This window comes from Fictibacillus phosphorivorans, assembly GCF_001629705.1.
Lineage (GTDB): Bacteria > Bacillota > Bacilli > Bacillales > Fictibacillaceae > Fictibacillus > Fictibacillus phosphorivorans_A.
This window is the reverse complement of sequence record NZ_CP015378.1, coordinates 1,284,487-1,307,751: the sequence shown is the minus strand read 5'-3', so window position 1 is coordinate 1,307,751 and position 23,265 is coordinate 1,284,487. Positions and strand designations below refer to the sequence as shown.

The following is a 23,265-nucleotide window of genomic DNA, read 5'->3' as shown; positions in this document are numbered from 1 at the left end:
CTAATAACAGGAGGTGTATATAATGAAAAACCCTGTACTTATTTATCTCATTTTGCTATTGAGTCTGTTCTCTATACTCATCACGATCGATTGGTTCTTAGGAATTGATCCTGCAACCGTGATAAAAAGATCATTTATGTCATTCTTTCACTATGTGGACAAGGTCGAGTATTTCCTTGTTATCGCTCTGATACTCTTTCCTATACTGACATTTATTCTGTCGAAGTGGATGGAGAAGAAGCAAAATGTTTAAGTTTCTTTCTTCTCATCAAGCATACAATAATGAACAGACTCGGTAAAACAACTTGAAACGGAATATGGATAAAATGTGGAACGATCTTCAAGCCTTCCGTAATATGTTCCACATAATTTGCTGCTATAACAATAGAAGAAAGGATCAATACAATACCGATCGGACCGATGAGCTTTTTTTCGTCTTTTACTCCGAAGATGTCTTGTGTAGCTTTAACAGCAACATAGAACAAAACAGAGATTTTGAAGAATCCTCCTATAATTAAGGTGAACACCACTAGCGCATCTAATCGTTGTATAAATTCTCCTAAATTAATCTTCGCAACTGCTGCAAGTAATGGAAAGTAGACATGAGTGGCAACATGTCCTCCTAAAATCGCAATGTCCATCGCTACTGTCACACTTAAGATCACACCGCTCAGCATGATGGCAAATAAACCAACTGTGAGTGCTTTCGTTTTCTTTGTTGTTTTTAGATAAGGAAACAGCATCGTAAAAACCACCATCTCTCCAAAAGGAAACGTCGGCGTTACTGGGAAAGCTGCCTTCAAGACCGGAAAGAATCCCTGACCTAATACGGGAAGAAGGTAATTATATTTCATTAAGTCTGCTGATAGTACGAGTACAGCAAGAATAACTCCTAATAAAACAACTAATGAAAATATGATCTCTCCAGTTCGTACAAGCACTTCAAAACCTAATTTGAGAACATACACGATCGTAGCAATCATTAGCGCATTTACAACAATAATGGGTGTTTGTACAAATACAGCTGATAGCAGAAGGCTTCCAAAATCGCGTAAAACACGAGCAGCTAGGTACATGAAGTACATGAGATATAAAAAAGCAAACAGCTTTCCAACATACTTGCCGAACAAGATCTCTACATATTGAGTTAAAGATTGCTCAGGAAACTGCTTATAAAGAAAGAAATAACCTAGAAAAAGAACCATACCGCAAATCATCCCTAATAGTATCGCGATCCATGCATCTCTGCCGGCATCCATTCCAAGACCAACAAGAATCGCACTTCCAAGTTCAAATAGAACGATAATGATAAAGTATTGTTGAATATCGATCTTGATGGTCTTCATTAGGGAGCCTCTTTCTTTTTCTTTTCTTCAAATAAGAACGGTGAAGTTCGAATACCTGATCGTCTAATACGGGAATCAACGTGAACCTCCACTTTTAACTGTGTAAAGATTTCTTTGTAGTTCTTTTTATATTCATTGCGCCATTTTTTCGGATTTTCTCGATACAACAATTCACCAAACCCAAGAACATCGCTATTAAAATTTTGTGCAGCTTTTATCGTATTTTCAATCTCTTTTTCAATGACTCCGTTTAACTTCTTTTCGATTTTAAAGATCTCAGAAGGTTGTTCTAGATTCACTGCACAGTTCGCTTCAGCAATGTTCGCTTCAGGAAATACGTCAATCGTTAAAGACGGTATAATTTTTTTAGTATCTGCTGAAAGCTCAGTATTTGAACGAACAATCTCGATAGAATAGCCGTTATCATTACCCATACAAGGCACGGTGATCGCAGAACTAACAAGCTTCCCCTTTATCCATAGAACCCCTCTAGCTTCTGGGCCATCCAGCCAGCCTTGAAGCTTGCCATCTCTGAAAACCCCCATACCTGATAGTTGTACTCTCGCAGGATCACCTACTTCATAGTTTTGTGCTGTCACAGCCAACTTTTTGTCACCTGTAATTTTAATGCCATTGATGATCGGCTCTCCGCCTTCATCGATAATGGATTGTAACACTTCATTAATATCTTGCTGCATGTTTTCTCCCCAATTTTTCTCTGAGATCTTTAATATCGTAGCCACTTCATCAGACGTAACTTTATCGATGGCGGTAAACGTTCTTAACAGTTTCGATGGCGTAGTATCCCTCGCAACAACAACTTGTATCGTCGAACGAACTTCCGGGTCACGTGAAATCATATCGACCGCTTGATAAATACTGTCTTTTGCGATCTTCTCACTGAAAACAAGCATTCTCGCATGAGCAAAAAACAAACGTCGTGAAGTTTGTTTACTTGCTTTTCTCGTCGCTTCCATCAAGTTTCTTCCTGTTGTTTCATAAACAGTAAAGACAGGTTGTTTTCCTCCTCCTGCCCCAGTTATACCTGGTGCGACTTCGGTGGGATTGACCACTTGATAAGTCACGATCAGATCTCCTTTTTTATCGATGTTAATTCCGATTCCCATTACGATTGAAAGCTCATCCAGCTCATTCTGATCCCAGCATCCTGTGAGAAATAGAAGGCAGATAGAGAGGGAGAGGCAACTTTTTAACAGTTTCAACGTGTTGTTTCCTCCTCCCTTTTCTTTTTCACAGAATAAGGGCGAGTGCGTGTTTGGTTACGTTTCGAGAGCTTCTCTGGTCTCTTGAATAACTTTTTTATTGGAAATCGAAATAAGCTATCTTTTAGATCCTCTGTTTGAATAGGAGCAAAAGGACTCAAATAAGGATATCCAAAAGATCTTAAACTTGATAAATGAGCGATAATCACGATTAGAGCGAGTGTAAGACCATAGAAGCCAAAGACAGAGGAAATCAGCATCAACGGAAATCGCAATAATCGAGCAGATGTGGCGACTGCAAAAGATGGAATCGCAAAGCTCGCCACAGCAGTAATTCCTACAACGATGACCATAGCAGGTGATACAAGACCTGCTTGCACTGCTGCCTGTCCCAAAACGAGAGCTCCCACGATTGAAACAGCGACGCCCACAGCACGTGGCATCCGAATACCTGCTTCTCGTAATATTTCAAAAGTAATCTCCATGACTAATGCTTCTGCAATTGCCGGAAAAGGGACTCCTTCACGCTGAGCTGCGATCCCAAACAAGAGAGTTGTTGGAATCATAGCTTGATGAAAAGTGGTAAGAGCAATATAGATGGATGGAGCGATCAAGGAAATAATAAAGACTGAAAATCTCAACAAACGAAGAAAAGTGCTGATGTCATATCTCATATAATAATCTTCAGATGATTGAAAGAACTGTATAAATTGTGCAGGTGCAATAAGTACGAACGGTGTTCCATTAATAATGATCCCTACGCGGCCCTCGAGCAGATTTCCAATCACTACATCCGGCCGTTCTGTATTCAAGAATTGTGGAAACACCGTAACGGTCTCATCTTGGATAAACTCTTCAAGTTGACCGGATTCTAACAAGCCATCTGTCTTCACTCCTTCTATTCTTTCTTTGACCTCCTTGATCAATAGAGGATTTGCGATGTTCTCTAGATAAACGATCGCCACATCGGTATGTGTGACCTCTCCTATTTTGAATTTTTCCACTCTAATATCTTTAGAGCGTACCCTACGTCTTATTAAAGAGATATTTGTTTTTATTGACTCTGTGAACGAATCCTTAGGCCCACGGATAACAACCTCAGAAGAAGGCTCTTCTATTCCCCTAACCTTTCCACCGGTCGTCCCTAGTTTCAGGCCTTTTGTATTTCCTTCAACCAATAGAACACTGAACCCAGCAAGAAGACCTTCAACTAGTTCATCTTCTGTTTCAACATCCAGAACTCTTCCTAATGCTAATGCATTTTGTTTGATGTAGTGTAATGCATGGTCCACAGGGACTGGAGAAGATTGCTTATGTGATGACAGAGACATCAATGGTAAAAGAATGAACTCATTCAAAATTTGAGTATCGTTCATTTCTTCTAAGAATAATAAAGTTGCCGTAACCTTATGTTCTAACTCGAATTCAAACTCACGAACGATCAAATCCATTGGGTCACCTAATAGTTTCTTAACCCTGTCAACCATTACATGCATAACTGGACTAAGCTCTCCGACAACCTTTTTTGTTTTTTCCTGCTTATATGAGGTTTCCATAGAAATGGTTTTTGACCGAAGAGAAGAAGGATCATCAAGCTTTTTATCTGCCAACATATCTGTTAACTTTTTATGAGTTTTAATGATTGGACGTTTTCTTCTATTTCGCATAACCATCCGCCTTTTTTACCAAACTTTTCTTAGCATTTGCACAACACGCTTTGGTTATGTAATAAAAGGAAGGAAACGCCTCTGGTTAAATTATTCCCATGCTGCATTAACCTTTTGATAAGAATCATACGTTCAGCTTTTATTGCGCACAAAAAAGCCCCAGATCGTTTTCATTCACAAACGGTCTGGGGCTTTAACAATTAACAGTATAAATGCCAGGGTTCTGTATCCCTGGCTGGAAAAAGGTAACTTAATTATAGCATCTTATTTTCAAAATGCGAATTTTATGAACTGCAAAATGTTAAAAATATATCTTTATGCTCACATGGGATCCCACGGTTTTTTTACTCCGAACTCTTTCGCTAATTTCTTGCTTTCTTCTCTACGTTTTTTCCTTGCTACCGCTCGTTCTGAAGCATGCTCGTGTAGCCATTTTTCTTCTTCTGTTTCCGGTATGACTTTTGGCACTGGCGTTGGTTTACCCTCTTCATCTAATGCAACAAACGTGAGAAAGGAAACAGCGCAAACTTTTCGTTCTCCAGACAATAAATTCTCTGAGATCACCTTTACGAAAACTTCCATAGACGTTGTTTTTGTCCACGTCACAAATGATTCTAAACAAACGGAATGTCCTTCTTTGATCGGCTGTAAAAAATCAACAGAATCCGTTGATGCCGTAACCACATTTTTTCGTGCATGCCGGATTGCAGAAATAGCGGCAACATCATCAATATAAGCCATCAATTTTCCTCCGAACAGTGTACCGTGATTATTAGTATCAGGCGGTAGGACTACAGAGGATTTAACCGTACGAGATTCGCGCACAAACTTTTCTTCCATGATCAAAACTCCTATTCTTGTCTCTTCATCTATAGTATATGTTAACTCGTAAAAATATAATGAAAGACCTCCGCTTGTCTGTGCAAGCCTAGAGGTCTTCATCGTAGTACTCTTATTTTTTTACGACTGCATGTCCACCAAATTCGTTACGAAGCGCTGCAACGACTTTACCGTGGAACGTGTCATCTTCTAATGAACGGAAACGCATGAATTGAGACAATGCGATAACTGGAGCTGACGCTTGGTAGTCAAGGGCAGCTTCAACTGTCCAGATCCCTTCACCTGAAGAATTCATCACTCCGCGGATGTCTTCAAGTTTCGGTTGTTTGCTGAATGCGTTCTCCATAAGTTCGATCAGCCAGCTACGAATAACTGATCCATTGTTCCATACTCTAGAAACCGCTTCATAGTCGTAATCGAAGTCACTTTTATCTAAGATTTCAAAACCTTCTCCGATTGCTTGCATCATACCGTACTCAATTCCGTTATGAACCATTTTCAAGAAATGACCAGAACCTGCACGACCTGTGATCATAAACCCTTTTTCTACACAGATTTTTTCGTATAGAGGAGCAAGGTAGTTAACCGCATCGTCATCTCCACCCATCATTGCACAAAGACCGTAACGAGCTCCGTCAGTTCCACCGCTCGTACCAACATCTACAAGATGGATGCCTGATGCTTTTAATTCTTCATAGCGGCGAAGAGTGTGCTTGTACATGGAGTTACCAGCATCAACGATGATGTCGCCTTCTGTTAGATGTGGCTTCAGTTGTTCGATAACTTGGTCAACAATTTCTCCAGCTGGAACTAAAAGAATAACCGCTTTTCTTCCTGTAAAAGAATTAGCAAGTTCTTCGATCGAGTCAACACCTTTAACACCTTCTGCTGAAATTTCTTTCACTGTATCTTTGTTAACATCTGTAGCGAAAACAGTATTTCCTTTATCATTCATGTTCAGTGCCATATTGAAGCCCATTTTCCCAAGGCCGATTAAACCGATTTCCATTGTACATATCACTCCAATTTATGTATTTATGTCTGTTTTGTATTATTCCACAAAATAAAGGGGATTAACCTCTACTTGCAACACTGTCTATTAGAGTATCTAAAAATGAACAAAAAAACAATTATTTCAGTTCTATTTGTATGAAATAACTAAGAAAAATTTTAAATTCCTAAACATTTGACCTGTACCATTCTCAATTTGTCCACATAATCTATAGAATCTCTTTAATTGGAGGACCTTCTATGAAAAAAATTGTAATGCTCGCTCTGATCGGTCTCTTGGCGCAACTCATTGACGGCTCTCTTGGTATGGCATATGGCGTTACTTCTACGACTCTTTTGTTAGTTGCTGGTTTCTCACCTGCAATAGCTTCTGCTTCCGTCCACTTATCTGAAGTTGTGACATCAGCTGTATCCGGCTACTCACATCTTAAATTCGGAAACGTCGATATGAAAACGGTGAAAAAACTTGTCATTCCAGGAGCTATCGGTGCATTCTTAGGAGCTGCTTTTTTAAGTTGCATTCCTTCCACCTTGATTAAACCGTATATCTCTTTATTTTTATTAGGACTTGGCTTTTATGTCCTGTTTCGTTTCTTATGGATTAAAGTGAACGTAAATATAGAAACTGATTCTACCGAGAGCAGTTCTAAAAAAAGAATGTATCGGCCGTTAGGGCTCATCGCTGGTTTTATGGACGCAACAGGTGGCGGCGGATGGGGACCTATAACAACTCCAATTCTGCTTACGCAAAAGAACCTTACTCCTAGTAAAGCAATCGGCTCAGTAAACTTCAGTGAATTTGCAGTCTCACTGTCAGCTTCTATCGGTTTCTTTTTATTTATCGGTTGGGAGACTCTACTTTGGCAGGTCGTTATCGCAATGATGTTAGGTGGGGTCATAGCAGCCCCTTTTGCAGCATGGCTCGTGCAAAAGCTAAAGCCAGCGCTATTAGGTGTCCTAGCTGGAGGCTTAATCATCATAACGAACTTAAGAACTATTTTGAACGAATTTTTTTCTGTCGATTTGTTCACAGAAGTGTCCGCGATGTTGCCGCTTCTTATCCTATGGAGTTTTCTGATCGGCTTTGCCGTTCGTAAGAAAGCGTAAGAATTCGGCCTATGTTATAGCAAGAAAACAGCCAGAATGTCCATCTTGGATGGACATTCTGGCTGTTTGTAATTGTGTGGGGTCAGACCCCTATTCCTCGAACCAGAGGATGCCGAGCGTGCCTGCGCCGACGTGAACACCGATTGCAGGACTCAACTGCCCGAGATTAAATGAAATGTGAGGATATTTCTCTTTTAATGAATGAAGCCAATCCTCGGCTTTTTCTGGAGACCCGCTGTATACGACACTTACACCGTATGCACCTTTATTCTGTGCAGCTTCCTCAAATAATGCGAGAACGCGCGATTCTGCCTTCTTTAATGTCCTGATCTTTTCAAAGGGGACGAGTGAACCATCGTCAAAGGTAAGGATCGGTTTGATCTGCAGAAGATTTCCAACGAGGAAACTTGCACCAGATAATCGACCACCTTTCCTTAATTGGTCAAGACTTCCGATGCATACATACCCTTTTACATGATCTGCCGTTTCACGGAGCATTGCTGCTATTTCCTCTGCTTCAAGGCCCTCTTCTTCAAGCTTCTTTCCTTTTAACAAAAGTTGTTTCATGGATTCAGATGTGATCTTTGAATCTACAATATGCACAGGAAAATCAGCCATGTCTGCACCAAGTCTAGATCCATTGATCGTGCCGCTAAATTTTTCAGATACATGGATGGCGATTCCACAATCATAGCTATGCTTAAGAACTTCATAAAAGTCTGAGAACTCCCCCACTGTTGGTTGGCTCGTTTTGGGCAGTTCAGACACACCTTCAAGTTTTGTATAAAATTCATCCGGCGTAATATCTACACCGTCTTTATAGATTTTATCTTCCATTATGATAGAAACAGGAATGATATGAATGCCTAATTCCTTCGCTTCTTCCTGTGTGATGCAGCTTGTACTATCTGTAATCCATGCAATTCGTGCCATGTTGCACATCCCCCTTTATCTCTCTATTTTTTATTAGATAAGCATTAGTGAAATCCTCTATTATCAGAAAATATATTTTTATTTCTAAATTAAACCTATATTTCAATAGTTTAAATACTAGCACAGAGATACACATTGAAAACTAGATACTTTATACTACTCTTTAATGGAACTTATCGGAAATTTATATTAAAATAGGAGTAATGTAAGCTAAGGAGGCAGTACTGTGAAAGTGGTGACAGATAGTAGAAATGTATTAATGGAAGTAGAGCGTATAGAGAAAGCGTTCAATGAGATCATGGACGTGATAAAGCCTGAGATTTGGGAAGAAGAAGAGATAACATCCACTCAATTCCAAATATTAAAGACTTTATCATCACGTGAGAAATGGACGGTTTCTGAGATTGCGGACGCAATGAAAGTACGTGCAAGTGCTACTACAGTTATCATCGACCGACTCGTTAAAAGGGGACTAGTAGATCGTTATCGCTCTGACCTCGATCGAAGAATTGTATACGTGCAATTAAATGAAACCGGTTTAGTAGCCTTTCATGCAATTCAAGAAAAAAGAAACGGTGTACTATTAAAGTACATGTCACAGCTCACTGAAAAACAGCTTGCGGATATGGTTCAATGTATTGAACACCTTTCTTCAATAGTAAAGAACTGATTCTAAAAACTGCTTATAACAATGACCGCAGATTAGTTTTCCTACCTTTCATACTACGAATCAACACGTTATCCAGAGGAATAACGTGTTTTTAAATTTATTATTACTTTATTTGGATAAGCCCTAACATTTCATCATATTTGTACGATATAACATACATAAACTAGTACAAAAGTTTTAATACATGAATATGTCAATTAGGGGTCTAACATGTCAAAGATAAAAAGACTGGAACGGCTACTGCTTTCCATAAACTCAAAAAAGCATTTTACCTTAAAGGAATTAGCCGATGAATTCGGAGTATCTACTAGAACGATTCAACGAGATCTTCTAAATCTTATTGAGATGGGTCTTCCTATCGTTTCTGAATTCGGCCCACACGGTGGATATCGAATTGAAAATGACCGCATCCTCCCTCCTATCGGATTTACAGAAATGGAAGCTTCCTCTATTCTATTTAGTTTACAAACGTATACTGAAACGAGTTTTCCATTTCAAACGCAAAGTAAATCTATTGTGAATAAACTTTATCAATTTATGCCTGAAGATGCTAAAGATAATTGGACTCAGATTCAAAAACGACTTTTTGTTCAGCTTCCACTGCCTCCGAAGAACTCAATAGCGCCGATTATCCTTGAGGCTGCAATCAAACAAAAGATTGTTACCATTCTTTATACGATGAAAGAACAAAAATTGTATAGCAACATTCAACTGATCGGTCTTTTTAGCGAAAATGGGGAATGGTACTGTCCGGCATATTGTTATTCGCTTATGGATTATCATATTTTCAAGCTATCAGATATTAAACATGCTGTTATAAACTATGAACCGATAGAAGTGAAAGATTTTACTGAGGTATCTATTCATAATTGGGCATCCCAGATCACACCTAGAAACTATGTTAGACTTAAAGCAGAAATTTCAGAAGAAGGATTGAACTATTGTGAGTCTCATCCTTTTCTACGTCAATTTATACGAACGAAAGAGAATGGTCTACATGGTCTTTCTGGAACTGTTCTGGCAACCTTTGTTGAAAAAGCGGCTGAGTATTTGTGGCCGCTAAAGACTAGCATCTCTATACAATCTCCTATAGAAATTAAAGAGTTTCATGCACGTTGGGCGAGGGAAATCTCTACTCATTATGAAGTTATTTTAAATATGTAATCAAATTGATACATATTTTTCCTCTTTTAAGCGTATACTATAAGTAGAACAGAAAAGGGGGATATCTATGGCTTTTTTTTCAAAACAACCTGCAGAGCCGATTCCAGACGTAGAAACGAAGGTTTGGGCATGTACGAGTGATGGATGCTCATGCTGGATGCGCGCTGACTATTCTTTGCAAAAAGAACCGCAATGCCCCATTTGCAAATCTGCAATGAATGAAGAAGTTCGTATGCTTCCAGAACTAAAAAGTTAATGAAATAAATAGAAATCGGCCGGGTGCTCGTTGCCCGGCTTTTTCTATTCTCTAAAAATGATTACTTATCCTCTTTACTACCGGAACCTTCAATTTACTCCCGCCATACAAAAAGGTTTGTGTCCTTACACCAAGGTCCTGTTTAAATACCTCATGTTTATCATCTGTGGGTTCCGGGTAGGGTTTTATACAGACTAAAAGGAGGATTTAATACTATGCCTAACTATACAAATACAACAACGACTACTGCAGAACCAGTTTTTACACATTCAGATTTTCAAACTCGAGATACTGCTGATACGAATGTTAGCAAGAAAAGTAATGCCTCTGGTTTCGCTACAGGATTAGTAGTGGGAGGTCTTGTGGGAGCTGCCGCAGCTCTATTATATACACCTAAAAATGGAAATGAATTTAGAAACGATCTTCGTGATTCGTCTATTAAATTAAAAGAGCGCACACAACAGATGAAAGACGAGACCATGCTTAAAGCGAAGCTTGGAAAAATGGATGCGAAAGATACAGTTGCTTCCATCAAAGAAAAATCAGGAAACCTATCTCTATCTGCTCGTCAAAAGCTGCAAGAAGCTAAGAATACAGCGAACGAGGTTAAAAGTGAAACAAAAACTGCGATTGATGAAGCAAAACAAGAGGCCAAACAAGACGATTACCAACCAAATTCCAACACGCAGACAAAAGCTGTTGTAACACCTCGTACCCTATCTTCAACAGATACACAGCAAAAAACAGGAACAGATTCCACTTACGAGAAAAAGCAAAGTGATGTGAATAACAAAACATATTAATTGTAACAATGATAAAAAGCCGAGACGTTATGTCCGGCTTTTTATCATTGTTATTTTAATAAACGTAACCCATTTAAAATGACTAATATTGTGCTTCCTTCATGTCCGATCACTCCAAATGGCAAGGTGAGAAACTGTAAGTAGTTCGCGCATAATAATAGTAGAATAACACTGATTGAAAAAATGATATTTTGTTTGATCACTTTTGATAGTCTTTCAGAGAGGTTCATTCCATAAAGCAGCTTACTCAAATCATTTTTAACGAGTACGACATCCGCGGTTTCTATGGCAGCATCGCTTCCCATTCCCATCGCAACACCAACATCTGCTATAGCGAGAGCAGGTGCATCATTCACACCATCTCCGATCATCGCTACTACTGCATCTTTCTCTCTCCATTTTTTCACAGTGTTCACTTTATCTTCTGGCATGCATGAGTAAGCAATTTCGTCGACCTTTGCGATCCTTCCGATCATCTCTGCTCCGCGCTTAGAGTCTCCCGTAAGCATAATCGTTAAGATTTGTTTGGTCTGCAAATCTTTTATTGCGTTAACGGCCTCTTCCCTTATTGTATCTCCTAATAGAAAATAAGCGGCTAGTTGATCGTCAGCTGTAACATACACAACCGTGTGCCCTGTATCCTTTGCAGAATCATCGATCTTCTTCAGCAGCTCAAACTCTTGTTTTTCAGTTATATCCGCCCACTCACGGCTCCCTATTTTCCAGATGATACTCTGAATGGTCGCTTTAACACCCTTCCCTGGCACATCTTCAAATCCTACCAGTTCTATAGGCGTTTTTTCCGGAGTAACTTTAAGATGTTCATTAATCGCCTTTGCAAGTGGATGTATGCTATTCTTTTCAATCTCATAGATAATCGAGGCTAACTCTTCTTTTTTCCACGATGAATGGAGAAATTCTGCGTGTTTTACCGATGGCTGGCCTTTTGTTAAAGTACCTGTTTTATCAAAAGCGATCACGTTTACTTGACTCAGTTTTTCTAAAAAGACACCGCTTTTAAATAGAATTCCGTGTTTAGCCGCGTTTGATAGTGATGCCAATAATGCAGGCATGGTCGAGGCTACGAGTGCACAAGGAGAAGCCACGACTAGCAGAACACAAGCACGGTATAAAGATTCTGAATAACTCCAAATCCCTATCGAACTAGGTACTAAAAAGGTTAATGCCGCAGCCAGCAAAACAAATAGAACATACTTGGTCTCAAACTCTTCTATTTTTCTTTGAACAGGCGGAGCATCATTCTGTGCGTTGTTCACGAGGTCTATCATTCTTTGAAATACTGAGTCTTTCATGTGTTTTGTAACAGAAATCTCTAACAATCCCGATTGGTTCAAAGTTCCTGCCAATACTTCTGATGACTTATGGACTTCTCGAGCGAGAGGTTCTCCTGTTAAGGCAGATTCATTAATAAATGAGTTTCCTTTTACAATGATACCGTCTGCCGGTACTCGTTCTCCTGGTTTAACTTTTATACGATTACCAGGTTCTAAAGAGGAAGCTTCCACTCTCCGTTCTTTATCCTCCAATAAAAGCCATGCTTCTTCAGGCTGCAACGAGATTAACGCTTTGATCTCTTTATCGCTTTTTTGTAAGGTATACATTTCTAGTGCGCCAGAATAAGCAAAGATTAGGATCAATACAGCTCCCTCACCCCAATAGCCGATCGCGGCAGATCCGATCGCGGCAAACATCATAAGAAGTTCGACGTTCAATTGTCGGTCTTTTATGCTTTCCTGAATGCCTTCGATTGCTTTTGCATAGCCTCCTACGATAAAAGCTAATAGATAAAAGAGAACATAATAAGGAGAATCTGAATATTTTTCCATCATCCAAGCCGTTAGTATGAAAAGACCAGACGTTGTTGCCATCAACAGTTGTGTACGTGCAGAGAGTTCCAATGGACTTCCCCTCCTGCGTATTTGATAATAACTATCATCCTCAAGTACCCTTAAAAAGCAGAAATGCTGCCGTCTTTTACGACAGCAGCCTGAAAACTTTCCAATATTCGGTTCCTAGCACTAATATTGTATGTGGATTTACCGTTTTGGTTACTTCATTATTTATTTTATTATACATGTTAATCAAAACATTTAGAATATTTATAACGGAAGATTTCTTTTCTTAAATACGATCACACTGATTAAAAATAATAAAAATGTAGAAACACCAAGTGAACATCCGATCCAAAACGCATCTGTTTCGTTATTGATCATCTTGATCGGATCATACCATTTAAAGATTGTAAGGTTTAACATCCACTCTGTTTTCTCACTCAATTTACCGGCCATGTTTAACATATAAAATAAAAGCGTAATTCCTGCAGAAATTCCGAGTGCTTTCTTCTCATCATTACTTAAAGAAGAGATCAAAAAGCAATATCCGGCAATGGAAGAGAAGGTTAGAAAAGTGAGTATGTTCAGTGTAATAAAAGAAGCAACATCTAATTGATAACCTTCGATCAGCCACTCGCTTGCAGCAATACCACTAATTGTTGTAAAACCTACGATTAATGCCAGCCCGGTAAGCAAGACTGCTGCTTGTGTAATGGCAACCTTTACTCTTGAATTAGGGGTGGCAAGCAAGTAGGCCATAGATCCTTGATCGACCAGCCGTGCCATCACTCGCGTCGAAGTCAAAATCACATAAACCATTAATATAATCAGAAACAACATCCCATAAAATTCACCCGCTATATAGTCTGACAAGGAATTTATGCCATTCTCCATACCGATCAGCTTCCGCATACCTTCTGGCAGTGCAGCGATCATATCGTTAAATCCTTTCATATCAGCAATAGAGGGATAGATCCAAATGATAAGTATTATATAAGCTGCAGCACCGTATATGAATCCACCTAACAGCTTTCCGTGACTTTTCATCATCGCAAGATATAAAGGCAAGCTCATTTTCCCACTTCCCTTCTGTCATAATAATGCATGAATATATCTTCTAAATCCTGTGGCCGTGTATCAATATGTTGAACTTCACAACGACTTAACATCTGAACAAATTCCTGATCGTTTCCTTGTACGGTAACATGAACAGTTCGCGGTCCTTTCACTTCTGTATCGAGTGATGATCGAAGGATGTGTTCCATGTCATACTCAGACTTCACTTTCACTTCAAATACTCGTCGTTGTACGCTTCTTAACAAATGCATATCTTCTAAGGCCACTAGCTTTCCATCTTTTATGATTCCAGCGGAATCACACGTCCGTTCGATCTCTTGAAAACTATGTGATGACATGAGTATGGTTTTGTTATTCTGTTTTTCTTCCAAGATAAGATCGATAAAGACCCGTTGCATAAGAGGATCTAACCCTGATGTAGGTTCGTCTAAGATAAGAACTTGCGGGTCATGCATGAAGGCTGCAATGATCCCTACTTTTTGTTTCATCCCTTTAGACATTTTTCTTATCGGTGTCTTTACATCTAACTGAAACCTCTCGATTAACTCGTCTCTCCGTCTTGTACTTTCTTGCTTTCTCATTTTTTGAAGAAGTGACAAAAATCCAAGTCCACTCATTCCTTCTAAAAAAACAATCTCTCCGGGCAAGTAGCCGGTTTGGTGTTGAATACGCGCGGCGTTGTTCCAACAGTCCATACCATTGATGGAAGATTGACCACGATCTGGTTTTATAAAACCCATTAAGTGACGAATTGTTGTCGATTTGCCTGCTCCATTTGGCCCAATATATCCAAACACTTCACCCTTCTTCACCTCAAAGTTCAGATCGAATAAACCTTTCCCTTTAGAAAAATGCTTTGATAGTCCCTCTACATATATCATCTTCGCACCAGCCTTTTTGAAATATTAATCATTGTATATTTCAAAATAATCATAAATCTTTTCCTTGCACTAATCAATACTTTTTGAAATATGTTATTTGTTATTTTTCAAAATGTGTTTTATTCTTGTAAAGAGGTGAAGACTTTTGAACGGATACGAACGTCGAAAGGAACAAAAGAAAAAAGATATTAAGCAAGCTGCTTTCTCTCTGTTTCAAAAACAAGGCATCAAAGAAATCAAGATAGAAGATCTAGCAAAACATGCAGGAGTATCTCAAGTAACCATCTATAATCATTTCGGAAGCAAAGAAGCCTTGTTTCGTGAAGTGATTAAAGAGTTCGTTGCAGATGAGTACGAATTTCATAGAGAGCTCTTTCAAAGTGATCTCTCCTTTAGAGAAAAAATGACTACAAGCATTCTTCATAAAACAAATAACGTACTAAACATTCATCCTGAAATTTTGGAAGAGATGATGCTAAACGATGAAGAGTTAAAGTTATTCCTAGCTGACTTTCAAAGTAAGTATGCCATTCCTTTAATCGTTGACGTGATTAAGAATGCTCAGAACAACGGGGAGGTCAATCCTGATCTTTCTATGGAGTCCATCATGGTATACATTCAGCTTTTTAATAACAATACGCTCATCTCCATGATTACAGGCGAGAATGGAAAAAAACTCGCAACAGATATTTTTCAAATGTTTTTTTATGGACTTTCCTTGCCATCAGATTCTAAATAATTCGTTTGGGGAATGATGAGAGAGCAATGTAAAGATAACATGTCAATTTTACTCATTTGTTAATTTCATGTTTGCAGAACATAAAAAGAAAGCTTAACTTTGTAAAGCTTTTGTAAATTATTGATTACAATTCATTCTTTTTCGACAAAAACTCTTATTTTTTTGTATAATGTGTTGGGTGGTTAAAAAAGAAAAAAGAACTACCACAAAAAACGTAAAAGAAAAAGGATAAAAGACATTTCTTTTGGAGGGTACTATGTTTACAAAGAAAAAGGATAAGTTCATGGTCATGCTAACGGATATTGCTAGCAACTTGAAGGACTCTGCTGGTTATTTCCACAATTTCAAAATTAATAACGAAAATGATCTTCGCGAATTTGCAGACCATTTAAAAGAACTTGAATCTAAAGGTGATTCTTATGTTCATACCGTTATCATGGAACTGAACAAAGTGTTTATTACACCTATTGAAAGAGAAGACATCTTATCACTTGCTATGAGCATGGATGATATTTTAGATGGTATCGAGCAGTCTTCTGCTTTGTTTGACATTTACGCAATCACAAACCCAGATCAATACATGGTTAAATTTGTAGAATACATTAAGTTAAGTGCGGAAGAAATCCTACTTACTGTTAACTTGTTATCAGAGAAAAAGCTTCTTGATATGCGTGAACATGCAATTAAGATTAAAGATTACGAATCAAAGTGTGACGATCTATACCGCGAGGCACAGCGTGAATTGTTCTCCACTCAAACAGATCCAATAAAAGTGATTAAATATAAAGAAATGTATGAAGTGCTTGAAGGCATTGCCGACAGCTGCCAGAACGTTGCAAACACATTAGAATCTATCATTATGAAAAACGCGTAACGGGTGGCTGGTATGGATACAGTATTACTCATTACCATTCTTGTTGTTATCTGCGCGCTTGCCTTTGACTTTATCAATGGATTTCATGATACGGCGAACGCGATCGCAACATCTGTTTCCACAAAAGCTTTAACACCAAGAAGAGCTATTATTTTAGCTGCAGTCATGAACTTTGTCGGAGCCATGACTTTCACAGGTGTTGCAAAAACAATCACAAAAGATATCGTTGACCCATTTACACTTCCTAACGGGTCAGTTGTAATTCTCGCTGCTCTAGTTGCAGCCATCGCTTGGAACTTGATCACTTGGTACTATGGGATTCCAAGTTCATCTTCACATGCGATCATCGGTTCTATCGCTGGTGCTGCGATTGCAGCTGCTGGTTTTGAAGCCCTTCACTATTCTGGCTTTCTAAAAATTATTTACGGTTTGCTTCTTTCTCCGATTCTAGCATTTATCGTAGGTTTTATATTTTATAATATTATCAAGATGGTATTTAAGAATACGAATCTAACGAAAACGAATAACGGTTTTCGTAAAGTTCAGGTAGCTACTGCAGCACTTCAAGCTTATTCACACGGCACGAACGATGCGCAAAAAGCGATGGGTATCATCACGATGGCATTAATCGCGAACGGCTACACAGATAGCACTGACATTCAGCTATGGGTACAGGTATCCTGTGCACTTGCTATGGGTCTTGGTACATCTGTAGGTGGTTGGAAAATTATTAAGACGGTTGGCGGAAAGATCATGAAGATTCGCCCTGTTAACGGAGTATCTGCTGATTTAACGGGAGCATCTGTTATCTTTGGTGCATCATTCTTAGGTATTCCTGTAAGTACAACACACGTTATCACTTCTTCTATCTTAGGAGTTGGTGCGTCTCACCGTTTAAAAGGGGTTAAATGGGGAACGGCTAAGACGATGGTCATCACATGGTTCATCACTCTTCCGATTTCTGCAACATTAGCAGCCCTGTCTTACCTTGTATTAAACTTAATCTTTTAGTTACAGTTAAGCCTTCCGTTATTAGTTAACGGAAGGCTTTTTTAATTTTGCTTTTACTTTTAACCAGTGACTAGGTCGAGTTAACAAAACAGGAAGTCTTGTATCTGCATTTCCTTTTGCTGAATTCACCTGAGCTTGCGTTAAGAATATACATCCTCTTAAATCCGCACCACTTAGATCTGCATCACGTAGGTCAGCACCGATTAGGTCTGCTTTTCTTAAGTCCGCGTTTTTTAAGTCTGTCGCTATGAGAAGAGCACCCCGGAAATTCGCACCACGAAGATCTGCATTTCGAAGCTTAGCACCGATAAGATCACGGGTCTTTCCTTTTAATGGATTCTTCTTATGTATGAATTCTTCTCTTACGAGATGGCTCGCACGAAGCAGCAACTCGTTGATCCTTTTACGGATCTCTGATACGTTCATCTGTTTGATTTCTGAAGCTGTGCGTTGTGTAAGATTTTCAACTTCCTTTATTGCCACGTTTAATTCTTGGATAATCGGTTTTGTTTCGTTGCGGTTCATTGCCTCAGTTAGGTAATACAACATTTCTTGGAGTTGTTGCATAATCGGGAAAACATCAAACATCTCTTTCGCTAGCTCTGGATTCGCCTCCCAATCCCTTCCTGAAAAAGTGTTTTGTGATACTTTTTGTCCTGCACCGAAACATTCATATACTGTACAACCTTTAAACCCTTTCTCTCTTAACTGGTGGTGTATCCCACAACGGAAATCATCTTGTAAGTTTCTACAAGGCGTGCCGCTTTCTTTATTAAAAGCAAAATCTGCTGATTTTGCGTAAGGTAGCGCAACACAGCAAAGACCAAAACAACGAGAACAGTTAGCTTGTAATGAAGAATTCATCTGTACACTTCCTTTATCAACCACACATTGTTCATTCTTGTTACGTTAAGAGTAACATGTACAAAATGATTTGAGGATAGAGAACTTCCCATTTTCCCGATAAAAAAATCTCTAACTCAAAATAGAATAAGTTAGAGATGGTCATACTTTATGCGCCTTTTTGTTCTGTTAACGAACCTGTCTTTTTCAAGAGCCAGTTCTTCCCTTCAACTAAACGCGCCGTCATCATACTTGCAACATTATCACCTGTCGCGTTCAGCAGTGTAGCTGGTGGATCAATAATGGCAGAGATCGCAGCTATGATTGGCAGTGCTTCAGGAGGAAAACCGAACAGTGATAGAATAAGCATCTCTGCTATCAGTCCACCTTGAGGGATAGCACCCATCACCATACCCACTAAAAGCGCTACTCCACCCACTAAAAGATACGTGTTGATGCCTGAGAAATCCATACCAAATATTCCAAAAAGGAACGTGATCTTTAATACCCCACCAATAACAGATCCGTCTTTATGCAGGGTTGCACCAAGAGGAATCGTTGTTTCACTAATATCATCAGGCACTCCCATTTTCTTAGTGGCTTCTAAGTTTACTGGGATACTTGCAGCAGAACTACACGTAGCAAGACTTGTTACAGATGGTGAGAGCATGTTTTTCCAAAACACACGAATACCAAGTTTCCCATGAGCCATGAACGCGTAAAGCGTAAAGAAGCCAAAGAAATAAAGAATGGAAAACGGATAGTAGAATAAGACCGCTTTAAAATAAGAACCGAGCAATGTTGGACCGAATTCGCCAACAAGTGCCGCAAAATACGCACCTAAACCGATCGGAGCATAAAACATCACGTATTTTACCATCTGAAGGGTAACTTCACTTCCCGCTGAAAGGAAGTTTGCGAGCGGCTTGGCTTTCTCTCCCACTTTAGATGTTGCAAGGCCCAACAACACAGAAAAAAGAATAAGTGCTAACATATTGGCACGACTTAATAGATCGACAAAATCAGGAACCGTAACTGTACTTACTAGCTGATCACCAATCGATACTTCTTCGCCCGTTGTATCAGGTTTGACTAAATCGATCTTCACACCTTCTGAAGGCGGAAAAATTTTTATTCCTGCCATACTGATAATAGCTGCAACCGTTCCAGTAAATAAGAAAACGATCAACATAGAGCTGATGATTTTACCGAAACGCTTTGTACCAGCCATGCTTGCTACACTCGATGAAATCGAAAAGAACACGAGTGGAACAACAATCATGAACATTACATTTAGAAACAGATCGCCGAACGGTTTAAGAACAGCAGCGTCCTTGCCCATCGTCGAACCGATGACGCTACCAGCAATAATCGCCAGTAACAAGATAATCGGTGAGCGATATGCTTTCCAAGTATTTTTCATAAAACATTCTCCCCTTAAATAGAATCATAAACACTCTATCTATTTTATACGGAAAAAATATTTTTCATAGAGGGGAAACAAAAATAGTACTATTTTCTAACCATTGTTTCTATAGAATGCTCTTTTTATATAAATTAGTTCAAAATAAAACGCTCTTTTCTAAAAGATTGTTGCTTTGAACTCCTTGGACAATTGATTGGAGTGGAAGGTGCGAGACTCCTACGGGACAGGCGGGCAGCTGAGACACTTAAGAGTGAAACGTACGAATGTGGCTCAGCGCCTGCCCCGTGGAAAGCGAGCAGCCTGGAACGGAAATCAACACTTCCAAAAGCATCAAAGTTTACGAAAACAGCCAAATAAAAAGACTTCATGATTGAAGTCTTTTTACTTATCCATTTTTCATCCATTGATCCAATACTGTGTTTGATTTATTTGCTTTATTGAAACCAGAAATAATATCAATAATAGAACAAACTGCAATGATTGTTGCTATTGTGGATATAAACCAAAAGGCTGGAATATCCGGTACTGTGATATTTAATTTTTCAACAAATAACTTATTATAGAGAGTTTCATCCGTTAGCATAAAACAAAATAATCCTACCGAAATTAAATGATAGATCAAGTTCAATGAAGCGAGTAGAATCGTCCATCTTCCAATGAAGAATTTATAGATTGCTAAACTTACTTCTATGAAAATAAGCAGGACTATAAAAGGAGCGTATGAGAACAAAACCTCCTCATTGAATAGGGGTGCTTTAAGCGTTAGTCCCTCTAATCCTTTTCCCGTTTGTTCATACCAGCCAATCATCTCTGACGAGTTAAATAATATCATTGCCCATAGTGCTGTCCAAAACAAACTAAAGAAAACTTCCGCTTTTGGAATCTGTCTTTTTGCCACTACTTTTTCAAGTTTATATAAATCTGATGGAGACCATGTTTTCTTTTTCTTAGTATAGATATCCCCATTCGAAACTCCTGATCGTTCTAACATGATAAAAACAATGGTTACCCAGAAGAAAACTTGAAACAAAACATTCAAGCTGGATAAGAGCATCTTTAAACAAAGTTGACCGATAAAAGCCATTAAAGTAAATAAAGATTTATCCCCTTCAAACGTGATCATTCCGTTCACAAAGAGCATAAGGCTGCTGACTACTATAGAAATAATTGCCGCTACGATCAAGATGTTGATATAACTTTCATAAAACATAGGGCCAATTATATAGCGAGGTTTGTTGTTGTATTCGGTTGCGAGTTTTATAGGATCTCCGAGTTTCATAAGAACGTCTTCAACATCTCTGTCTGTATGTTGATCTGGAAGCATATCTTCAATCGTTGATCTCAGCTCCATCGCGATGTCATCCCTTATTTTTTCAGGAAGTCTTTGTGTCACTTCACTGATATACGTTTCAATCAAATTCATTTGGAATTCCTCCTTATAACATCGAATTTAATTGCATAGACGTGTTATGCCATTCTTCTTTCAGTTGCTTGAACACTTCTTGACCAAACTCGCTGAGAAGATAATATTTTCTAGGTCGGTTCTCTGTTGTATCCCATTCACTCGTAAGCAGCTCTTGCTTTTCAAGCCTACGAAGAAGCGGGTACAGGGTGCTTTGATCAATCGATACGTTGTTCTCTTCTAACCGTTGCGCGAGTGAATACCCGTATTGCGGTGTTTGGAGCTGGCTTAAGACTGCTAAAGTTAACGTTCCTCTTCGCAGTTCTGTCTTTAGAGAGAAAATTAATTCGCTCATGCAATCACCTCGATTATAGTATAGTGTATGACGTACAGTAATGTAAAGTTCCTAATATAGTGAGAAATAATATATTTTTAAAAAAGAAAAGGGGTCAGACCCCGGGTCTGACCCCTTTTCTCCTTTTCTTTTTCCTTAATACGCTTTTGCCCAGTAGACGAGGTGTTTGGCTTCTTGATCACAGCAAACGCACTTTTCTGCAAGTCTCTCTTGTTCAAACGGTATACATCGTGAGGTTGCCCCTGTTTCGTCTTTTATAAAGCCTTCACAAGCGTCATCCCCACACCACATCGCTTTAATGAATCCACCTTTCTCGGAAAGCTTAACTTTGAATTCATCGAATGTAGTAACCGTGGTTGTTTGATTTTCTCGATGAGTTTTTGCTTTTTTAAACAAGTTATTTTGAATATCACTTAATGTATGTTGAATGTGTGATTCTAAACCTTGAAGAGATACTGTTTCTTTTTCTCCTGTATCACGTCGTACTAATATCACTTGACCTTGATCGATGTCACGCGGTCCTACCTCAAGACGAAGCGGAATTCCTTTCATCTCATACTCATTAAATTTCCACCCTGGCTTCTTATCACTGGCATCAATTCCTGTTCGAATAGTCTGTGATAGCTTCTCTTTTAAATCGTATGCAAAGTCTAGAACACCTTCTTTATGTTGAGCAATCGGAACAATCATGACTTGAGTTGGTGCTATCTTTGGAGGAACAACGAGTCCTCGGTCATCGCCATGAACCATGATCATGGCCCCGATAATACGGGTCGTAAAGCCCCAGGATGTTTGCTGAACAGTTTGTAGTTTACCTTCTCTGTTCGTGAACTCAATACCAAAAGCTTTAGCGAAACCATCTCCTAAATGATGAGAAGTTCCAGATTGCAATGCTTTTCCATCATGCATAAGACTTTCAATCGTAAAGGTATATTTCGCCCCAGCAAATTTTTCTTTTTCTGTCTTCTGCCCCTTCACGACCGGTATTGCAAGGAATTCCTCACATAGATCAGCGTACACATTAAGCATTCGAACGGTTTCACCATGAGCCTCCTCATCTGTTTCATGACAAGTATGTCCTTCTTGCCAAAGAAACTCGAGTGTACGAAGAAATGGCCTTGTTGTCTTTTCCCATCTCACAACGTTCGACCATTGATTATAAAGTTTTGGAAGATCACGATGAGAATGAATGATATTTTTAAAATGCTCGGCAAATAGAACTTCCGATGTTGGCCGTACACAAAGGCGTTCTGTCAGCTTTTCTTCTCCACCGTGTGTGACCCATGCTACCTCAGGTGCAAATCCCTCAATGTGGTCTTTCTCTTTTTGAAGCAAACTTTCAGGAATAAAAAGTGGCATATACACATTCTCATGACCTGTCGCTTTGATTTGATTATCAAGTTCCTTTTGAATGTTTTCCCATATTGCGTACCCGTAAGGTCTAAGGATCATAGAACCGCGAACACTTGAATAATCAATTAGTTCCGCTTTTGTTACCACATCTGTATACCATTGAGCAAAATCATCTTGCATACTCGTTACATTCTTAACAAATTCCTTTGCCATTGATTGCACTCCTCGCTAATATTAGAAAATAAAAAAAGCCACACTTCTCATTAGGGACCAATTTCTTGGCGGTACCACCCTAATTCAAAGCATCGCTTTACACTCTTTCATGATAACGGTATTTAACCGCTGAATATCTTAAAATAAGATACAGAACTCAGAGGCAGGTTCAATCGTTTGTCAGTAGAAGCCTTTCAGCCATACAGCTCCCTCTCTAA

Annotated in this window: 23 protein-coding genes and 1 other annotated feature (1 of these 24 only partly in view); of the genes, 9 read left to right on the top strand and 14 right to left on the bottom strand. The window is 39.0% G+C overall.

Annotation, left to right across the window (positions count from 1 at the left end):
* Positions 1-22 precede the first annotated feature (22 nt).
* A complete protein-coding gene (locus ABE65_RS06745) occupies positions 23-253 on the top strand; it encodes a YczF family membrane protein (RefSeq protein ID WP_066392746.1) in 231 nt (76 codons plus the stop codon).
* Here ABE65_RS06745 and ABE65_RS06740 read toward each other — a convergent pair.
* The 5 genes from ABE65_RS06740 to gnd form a co-directional block, all read right to left on the bottom strand.
* Positions 213-1,346, bottom strand: a complete 1,134-nt coding sequence (locus ABE65_RS06740) for a GerAB/ArcD/ProY family transporter (RefSeq protein ID WP_066392744.1) — start codon at positions 1,344-1,346, stop codon at positions 213-215. The genes ABE65_RS06745 and ABE65_RS06740 overlap by 41 nt on opposite strands.
* On the bottom strand, positions 1,346-2,569 hold the full coding sequence (locus ABE65_RS06735) for a Ger(x)C family spore germination protein (RefSeq protein ID WP_066392742.1): 1,224 nt from the start codon (positions 2,567-2,569) through the stop codon (positions 1,346-1,348). The genes ABE65_RS06740 and ABE65_RS06735 overlap by 1 nt, the downstream gene beginning before the upstream one ends.
* Positions 2,566-4,236 (bottom strand): spore germination protein, encoded by a 1,671-nt coding sequence (locus ABE65_RS06730; protein ID WP_197480347.1) that lies wholly within the window; start codon positions 4,234-4,236, stop codon positions 2,566-2,568. The genes ABE65_RS06735 and ABE65_RS06730 overlap by 4 nt, the downstream gene beginning before the upstream one ends.
* A 321-nt stretch (positions 4,237-4,557) precedes the next feature.
* Positions 4,558-5,076, bottom strand: coding sequence for an acyl-CoA thioesterase (locus ABE65_RS06725; protein WP_066392740.1), 519 nt, complete (start codon positions 5,074-5,076; stop codon positions 4,558-4,560).
* A gap of 112 nt (positions 5,077-5,188) precedes the next feature.
* Positions 5,189-6,085, bottom strand: coding sequence for a phosphogluconate dehydrogenase (NAD(+)-dependent, decarboxylating) (gnd, locus tag ABE65_RS06720; RefSeq protein ID WP_066392738.1), 897 nt, complete (start codon positions 6,083-6,085; stop codon positions 5,189-5,191).
* Between the two features lie 242 nt (positions 6,086-6,327).
* On the opposite strand from gnd, the gene ABE65_RS06715 reads away from it, so the two are divergent.
* Positions 6,328-7,194, top strand: coding sequence for a sulfite exporter TauE/SafE family protein (locus ABE65_RS06715; RefSeq protein WP_066392735.1), 867 nt, complete (start codon positions 6,328-6,330; stop codon positions 7,192-7,194).
* 90 nt (positions 7,195-7,284) lie between these two features.
* Here ABE65_RS06715 and ABE65_RS06710 read toward each other — a convergent pair whose 3' ends face one another.
* On the bottom strand, positions 7,285-8,127 hold the full coding sequence (locus tag ABE65_RS06710) for a DegV family protein (protein WP_066392733.1): 843 nt from the start codon (positions 8,125-8,127) through the stop codon (positions 7,285-7,287).
* Between the two features lie 226 nt (positions 8,128-8,353).
* Here ABE65_RS06710 and ABE65_RS06705 point away from each other — a divergent pair, with 226 nt between their 5' ends.
* The 4 genes from ABE65_RS06705 (at position 8,354) to ABE65_RS06690 (ending at position 11,020) form a co-directional block, all read left to right on the top strand.
* A complete protein-coding gene (locus tag ABE65_RS06705) occupies positions 8,354-8,797 on the top strand; it encodes a MarR family winged helix-turn-helix transcriptional regulator (RefSeq protein ID WP_082861321.1) in 444 nt (147 codons plus the stop codon).
* A 210-nt stretch (positions 8,798-9,007) separates the two neighbouring features.
* Positions 9,008-9,961 (top strand): helix-turn-helix transcriptional regulator, encoded by a 954-nt coding sequence (locus ABE65_RS06700; RefSeq protein ID WP_066392731.1) that lies wholly within the window; start codon positions 9,008-9,010, stop codon positions 9,959-9,961.
* A 67-nt stretch (positions 9,962-10,028) separates the two neighbouring features.
* Positions 10,029-10,217, top strand: a complete 189-nt coding sequence (locus ABE65_RS06695; protein WP_066392730.1) for a cold-shock protein — start codon at positions 10,029-10,031, stop codon at positions 10,215-10,217.
* Between the two features lie 215 nt (positions 10,218-10,432).
* Complete coding sequence (locus tag ABE65_RS06690) at positions 10,433-11,020, top strand: YtxH domain-containing protein (RefSeq protein ID WP_066392728.1); 588 nt, start codon at positions 10,433-10,435, stop codon at positions 11,018-11,020.
* A gap of 50 nt (positions 11,021-11,070) precedes the next feature.
* On the opposite strand, the gene ABE65_RS06685 is transcribed toward ABE65_RS06690, so the two are convergent.
* The 3 genes from ABE65_RS06685 to ABE65_RS06675 all read right to left on the bottom strand — a co-directional run bounded on the left by ABE65_RS06685 (position 11,071) and on the right by ABE65_RS06675 (position 14,831).
* Complete coding sequence (locus tag ABE65_RS06685; RefSeq protein WP_231887866.1) at positions 11,071-12,939, bottom strand: heavy metal translocating P-type ATPase; 1,869 nt, start codon at positions 12,937-12,939, stop codon at positions 11,071-11,073.
* A 201-nt stretch (positions 12,940-13,140) separates the two neighbouring features.
* Complete coding sequence (locus ABE65_RS06680; protein WP_066392724.1) at positions 13,141-13,947, bottom strand: ABC transporter permease; 807 nt, start codon at positions 13,945-13,947, stop codon at positions 13,141-13,143.
* Positions 13,944-14,831: an ABC transporter ATP-binding protein gene (locus tag ABE65_RS06675; RefSeq protein ID WP_066392721.1), complete on the bottom strand. Its 888-nt coding sequence runs from the start codon at positions 14,829-14,831 to the stop codon at positions 13,944-13,946. The genes ABE65_RS06680 and ABE65_RS06675 overlap by 4 nt, the downstream gene beginning before the upstream one ends.
* A gap of 145 nt (positions 14,832-14,976) precedes the next feature.
* Here ABE65_RS06675 and ABE65_RS06670 point away from each other — a divergent pair, with 145 nt between their 5' ends.
* From ABE65_RS06670 to ABE65_RS06660, 3 genes are all read left to right on the top strand, one after another.
* The gene (locus ABE65_RS06670; RefSeq protein ID WP_066392717.1) at positions 14,977-15,570 is read left to right on the top strand and encodes a TetR/AcrR family transcriptional regulator; all 594 of its coding nucleotides are present in this window, start codon (positions 14,977-14,979) and stop codon (positions 15,568-15,570) included.
* A 256-nt stretch (positions 15,571-15,826) separates the two neighbouring features.
* Complete coding sequence (locus ABE65_RS06665) at positions 15,827-16,444, top strand: DUF47 domain-containing protein (protein ID WP_066392716.1); 618 nt, start codon at positions 15,827-15,829, stop codon at positions 16,442-16,444.
* Positions 16,445-16,456: 12 nt separating this feature from the next.
* A complete protein-coding gene (locus ABE65_RS06660) occupies positions 16,457-17,455 on the top strand; it encodes an inorganic phosphate transporter (protein ID WP_066392710.1) in 999 nt (332 codons plus the stop codon).
* A gap of 21 nt (positions 17,456-17,476) precedes the next feature.
* On the opposite strand, the gene ABE65_RS06655 is transcribed toward ABE65_RS06660, so the two are convergent.
* The 5 genes from ABE65_RS06655 to proS all read right to left on the bottom strand — a co-directional run bounded on the left by ABE65_RS06655 (position 17,477) and on the right by proS (position 23,047).
* On the bottom strand, positions 17,477-18,319 hold the full coding sequence (locus ABE65_RS06655; RefSeq protein WP_066392709.1) for a pentapeptide repeat-containing protein: 843 nt from the start codon (positions 18,317-18,319) through the stop codon (positions 17,477-17,479).
* 148 nt (positions 18,320-18,467) lie between these two features.
* Positions 18,468-19,721 carry a dicarboxylate/amino acid:cation symporter gene (locus ABE65_RS06650; RefSeq protein ID WP_066392707.1) on the bottom strand — a complete coding sequence of 418 codons (1,254 nt, stop codon included), beginning with the start codon at positions 19,719-19,721 and terminating at the stop codon, positions 18,468-18,470.
* Positions 19,722-20,109: 388 nt separating this feature from the next.
* Positions 20,110-21,147 carry an HAAS signaling domain-containing protein gene (locus ABE65_RS06645; RefSeq protein WP_066392704.1) on the bottom strand — a complete coding sequence of 346 codons (1,038 nt, stop codon included), beginning with the start codon at positions 21,145-21,147 and terminating at the stop codon, positions 20,110-20,112.
* A 13-nt stretch (positions 21,148-21,160) separates the two neighbouring features.
* A complete protein-coding gene (locus ABE65_RS06640) occupies positions 21,161-21,481 on the bottom strand; it encodes a PadR family transcriptional regulator (RefSeq protein WP_066392702.1) in 321 nt (106 codons plus the stop codon).
* Positions 21,482-21,616: 135 nt separating this feature from the next.
* Positions 21,617-23,047, bottom strand: a complete 1,431-nt coding sequence (gene proS / locus ABE65_RS06635; RefSeq protein ID WP_066392696.1) for a proline--tRNA ligase — start codon at positions 23,045-23,047, stop codon at positions 21,617-21,619.
* Between the two features lie 49 nt (positions 23,048-23,096).
* Positions 23,097-23,265 (bottom strand) — a binding site (T-box leader); it runs 41 nt beyond the window's last position.

What these genes read in the sequence shown, in the direction of transcription:
- ABE65_RS06745 (WP_066392746.1), top strand. Translation starts at nt 23, where the DNA reads ATGAAAAACCCTGTACTTATTTATCTCATTTTGCTATTGAGTCTGTTC.
- ABE65_RS06740 (WP_066392744.1), bottom strand. Translation starts at nt 1,346, where the DNA reads ATGAAGACCATCAAGATCGATATTCAACAATACTTTATCATTATCGTT.
- ABE65_RS06730 (WP_197480347.1), bottom strand. Translation starts at nt 4,236, where the DNA reads ATGCGAAATAGAAGAAAACGTCCAATCATTAAAACTCATAAAAAGTTA.
- ABE65_RS06725 (WP_066392740.1), bottom strand. Translation starts at nt 5,076, where the DNA reads ATGGAAGAAAAGTTTGTGCGCGAATCTCGTACGGTTAAATCCTCTGTA.
- gnd (WP_066392738.1), bottom strand. Translation starts at nt 6,085, where the DNA reads ATGGAAATCGGTTTAATCGGCCTTGGGAAAATGGGCTTCAATATGGCA.
- ABE65_RS06715 (WP_066392735.1), top strand. Translation starts at nt 6,328, where the DNA reads ATGAAAAAAATTGTAATGCTCGCTCTGATCGGTCTCTTGGCGCAACTC.
- ABE65_RS06710 (WP_066392733.1), bottom strand. Translation starts at nt 8,127, where the DNA reads ATGGCACGAATTGCATGGATTACAGATAGTACAAGCTGCATCACACAG.
- ABE65_RS06700 (WP_066392731.1), top strand. Translation starts at nt 9,008, where the DNA reads ATGTCAAAGATAAAAAGACTGGAACGGCTACTGCTTTCCATAAACTCA.
- ABE65_RS06695 (WP_066392730.1), top strand. Translation starts at nt 10,029, where the DNA reads ATGGCTTTTTTTTCAAAACAACCTGCAGAGCCGATTCCAGACGTAGAA.
- ABE65_RS06690 (WP_066392728.1), top strand. Translation starts at nt 10,433, where the DNA reads ATGCCTAACTATACAAATACAACAACGACTACTGCAGAACCAGTTTTT.
- ABE65_RS06680 (WP_066392724.1), bottom strand. Translation starts at nt 13,947, where the DNA reads ATGAGCTTGCCTTTATATCTTGCGATGATGAAAAGTCACGGAAAGCTG.
- ABE65_RS06675 (WP_066392721.1), bottom strand. Translation starts at nt 14,831, where the DNA reads ATGATATATGTAGAGGGACTATCAAAGCATTTTTCTAAAGGGAAAGGT.
- ABE65_RS06665 (WP_066392716.1), top strand. Translation starts at nt 15,827, where the DNA reads ATGTTTACAAAGAAAAAGGATAAGTTCATGGTCATGCTAACGGATATT.
- ABE65_RS06660 (WP_066392710.1), top strand. Translation starts at nt 16,457, where the DNA reads ATGGATACAGTATTACTCATTACCATTCTTGTTGTTATCTGCGCGCTT.
- ABE65_RS06655 (WP_066392709.1), bottom strand. Translation starts at nt 18,319, where the DNA reads ATGAATTCTTCATTACAAGCTAACTGTTCTCGTTGTTTTGGTCTTTGC.
- ABE65_RS06650 (WP_066392707.1), bottom strand. Translation starts at nt 19,721, where the DNA reads ATGAAAAATACTTGGAAAGCATATCGCTCACCGATTATCTTGTTACTG.
- ABE65_RS06645 (WP_066392704.1), bottom strand. Translation starts at nt 21,147, where the DNA reads ATGAATTTGATTGAAACGTATATCAGTGAAGTGACACAAAGACTTCCT.
- ABE65_RS06640 (WP_066392702.1), bottom strand. Translation starts at nt 21,481, where the DNA reads ATGAGCGAATTAATTTTCTCTCTAAAGACAGAACTGCGAAGAGGAACG.
- proS (WP_066392696.1), bottom strand. Translation starts at nt 23,047, where the DNA reads ATGGCAAAGGAATTTGTTAAGAATGTAACGAGTATGCAAGATGATTTT.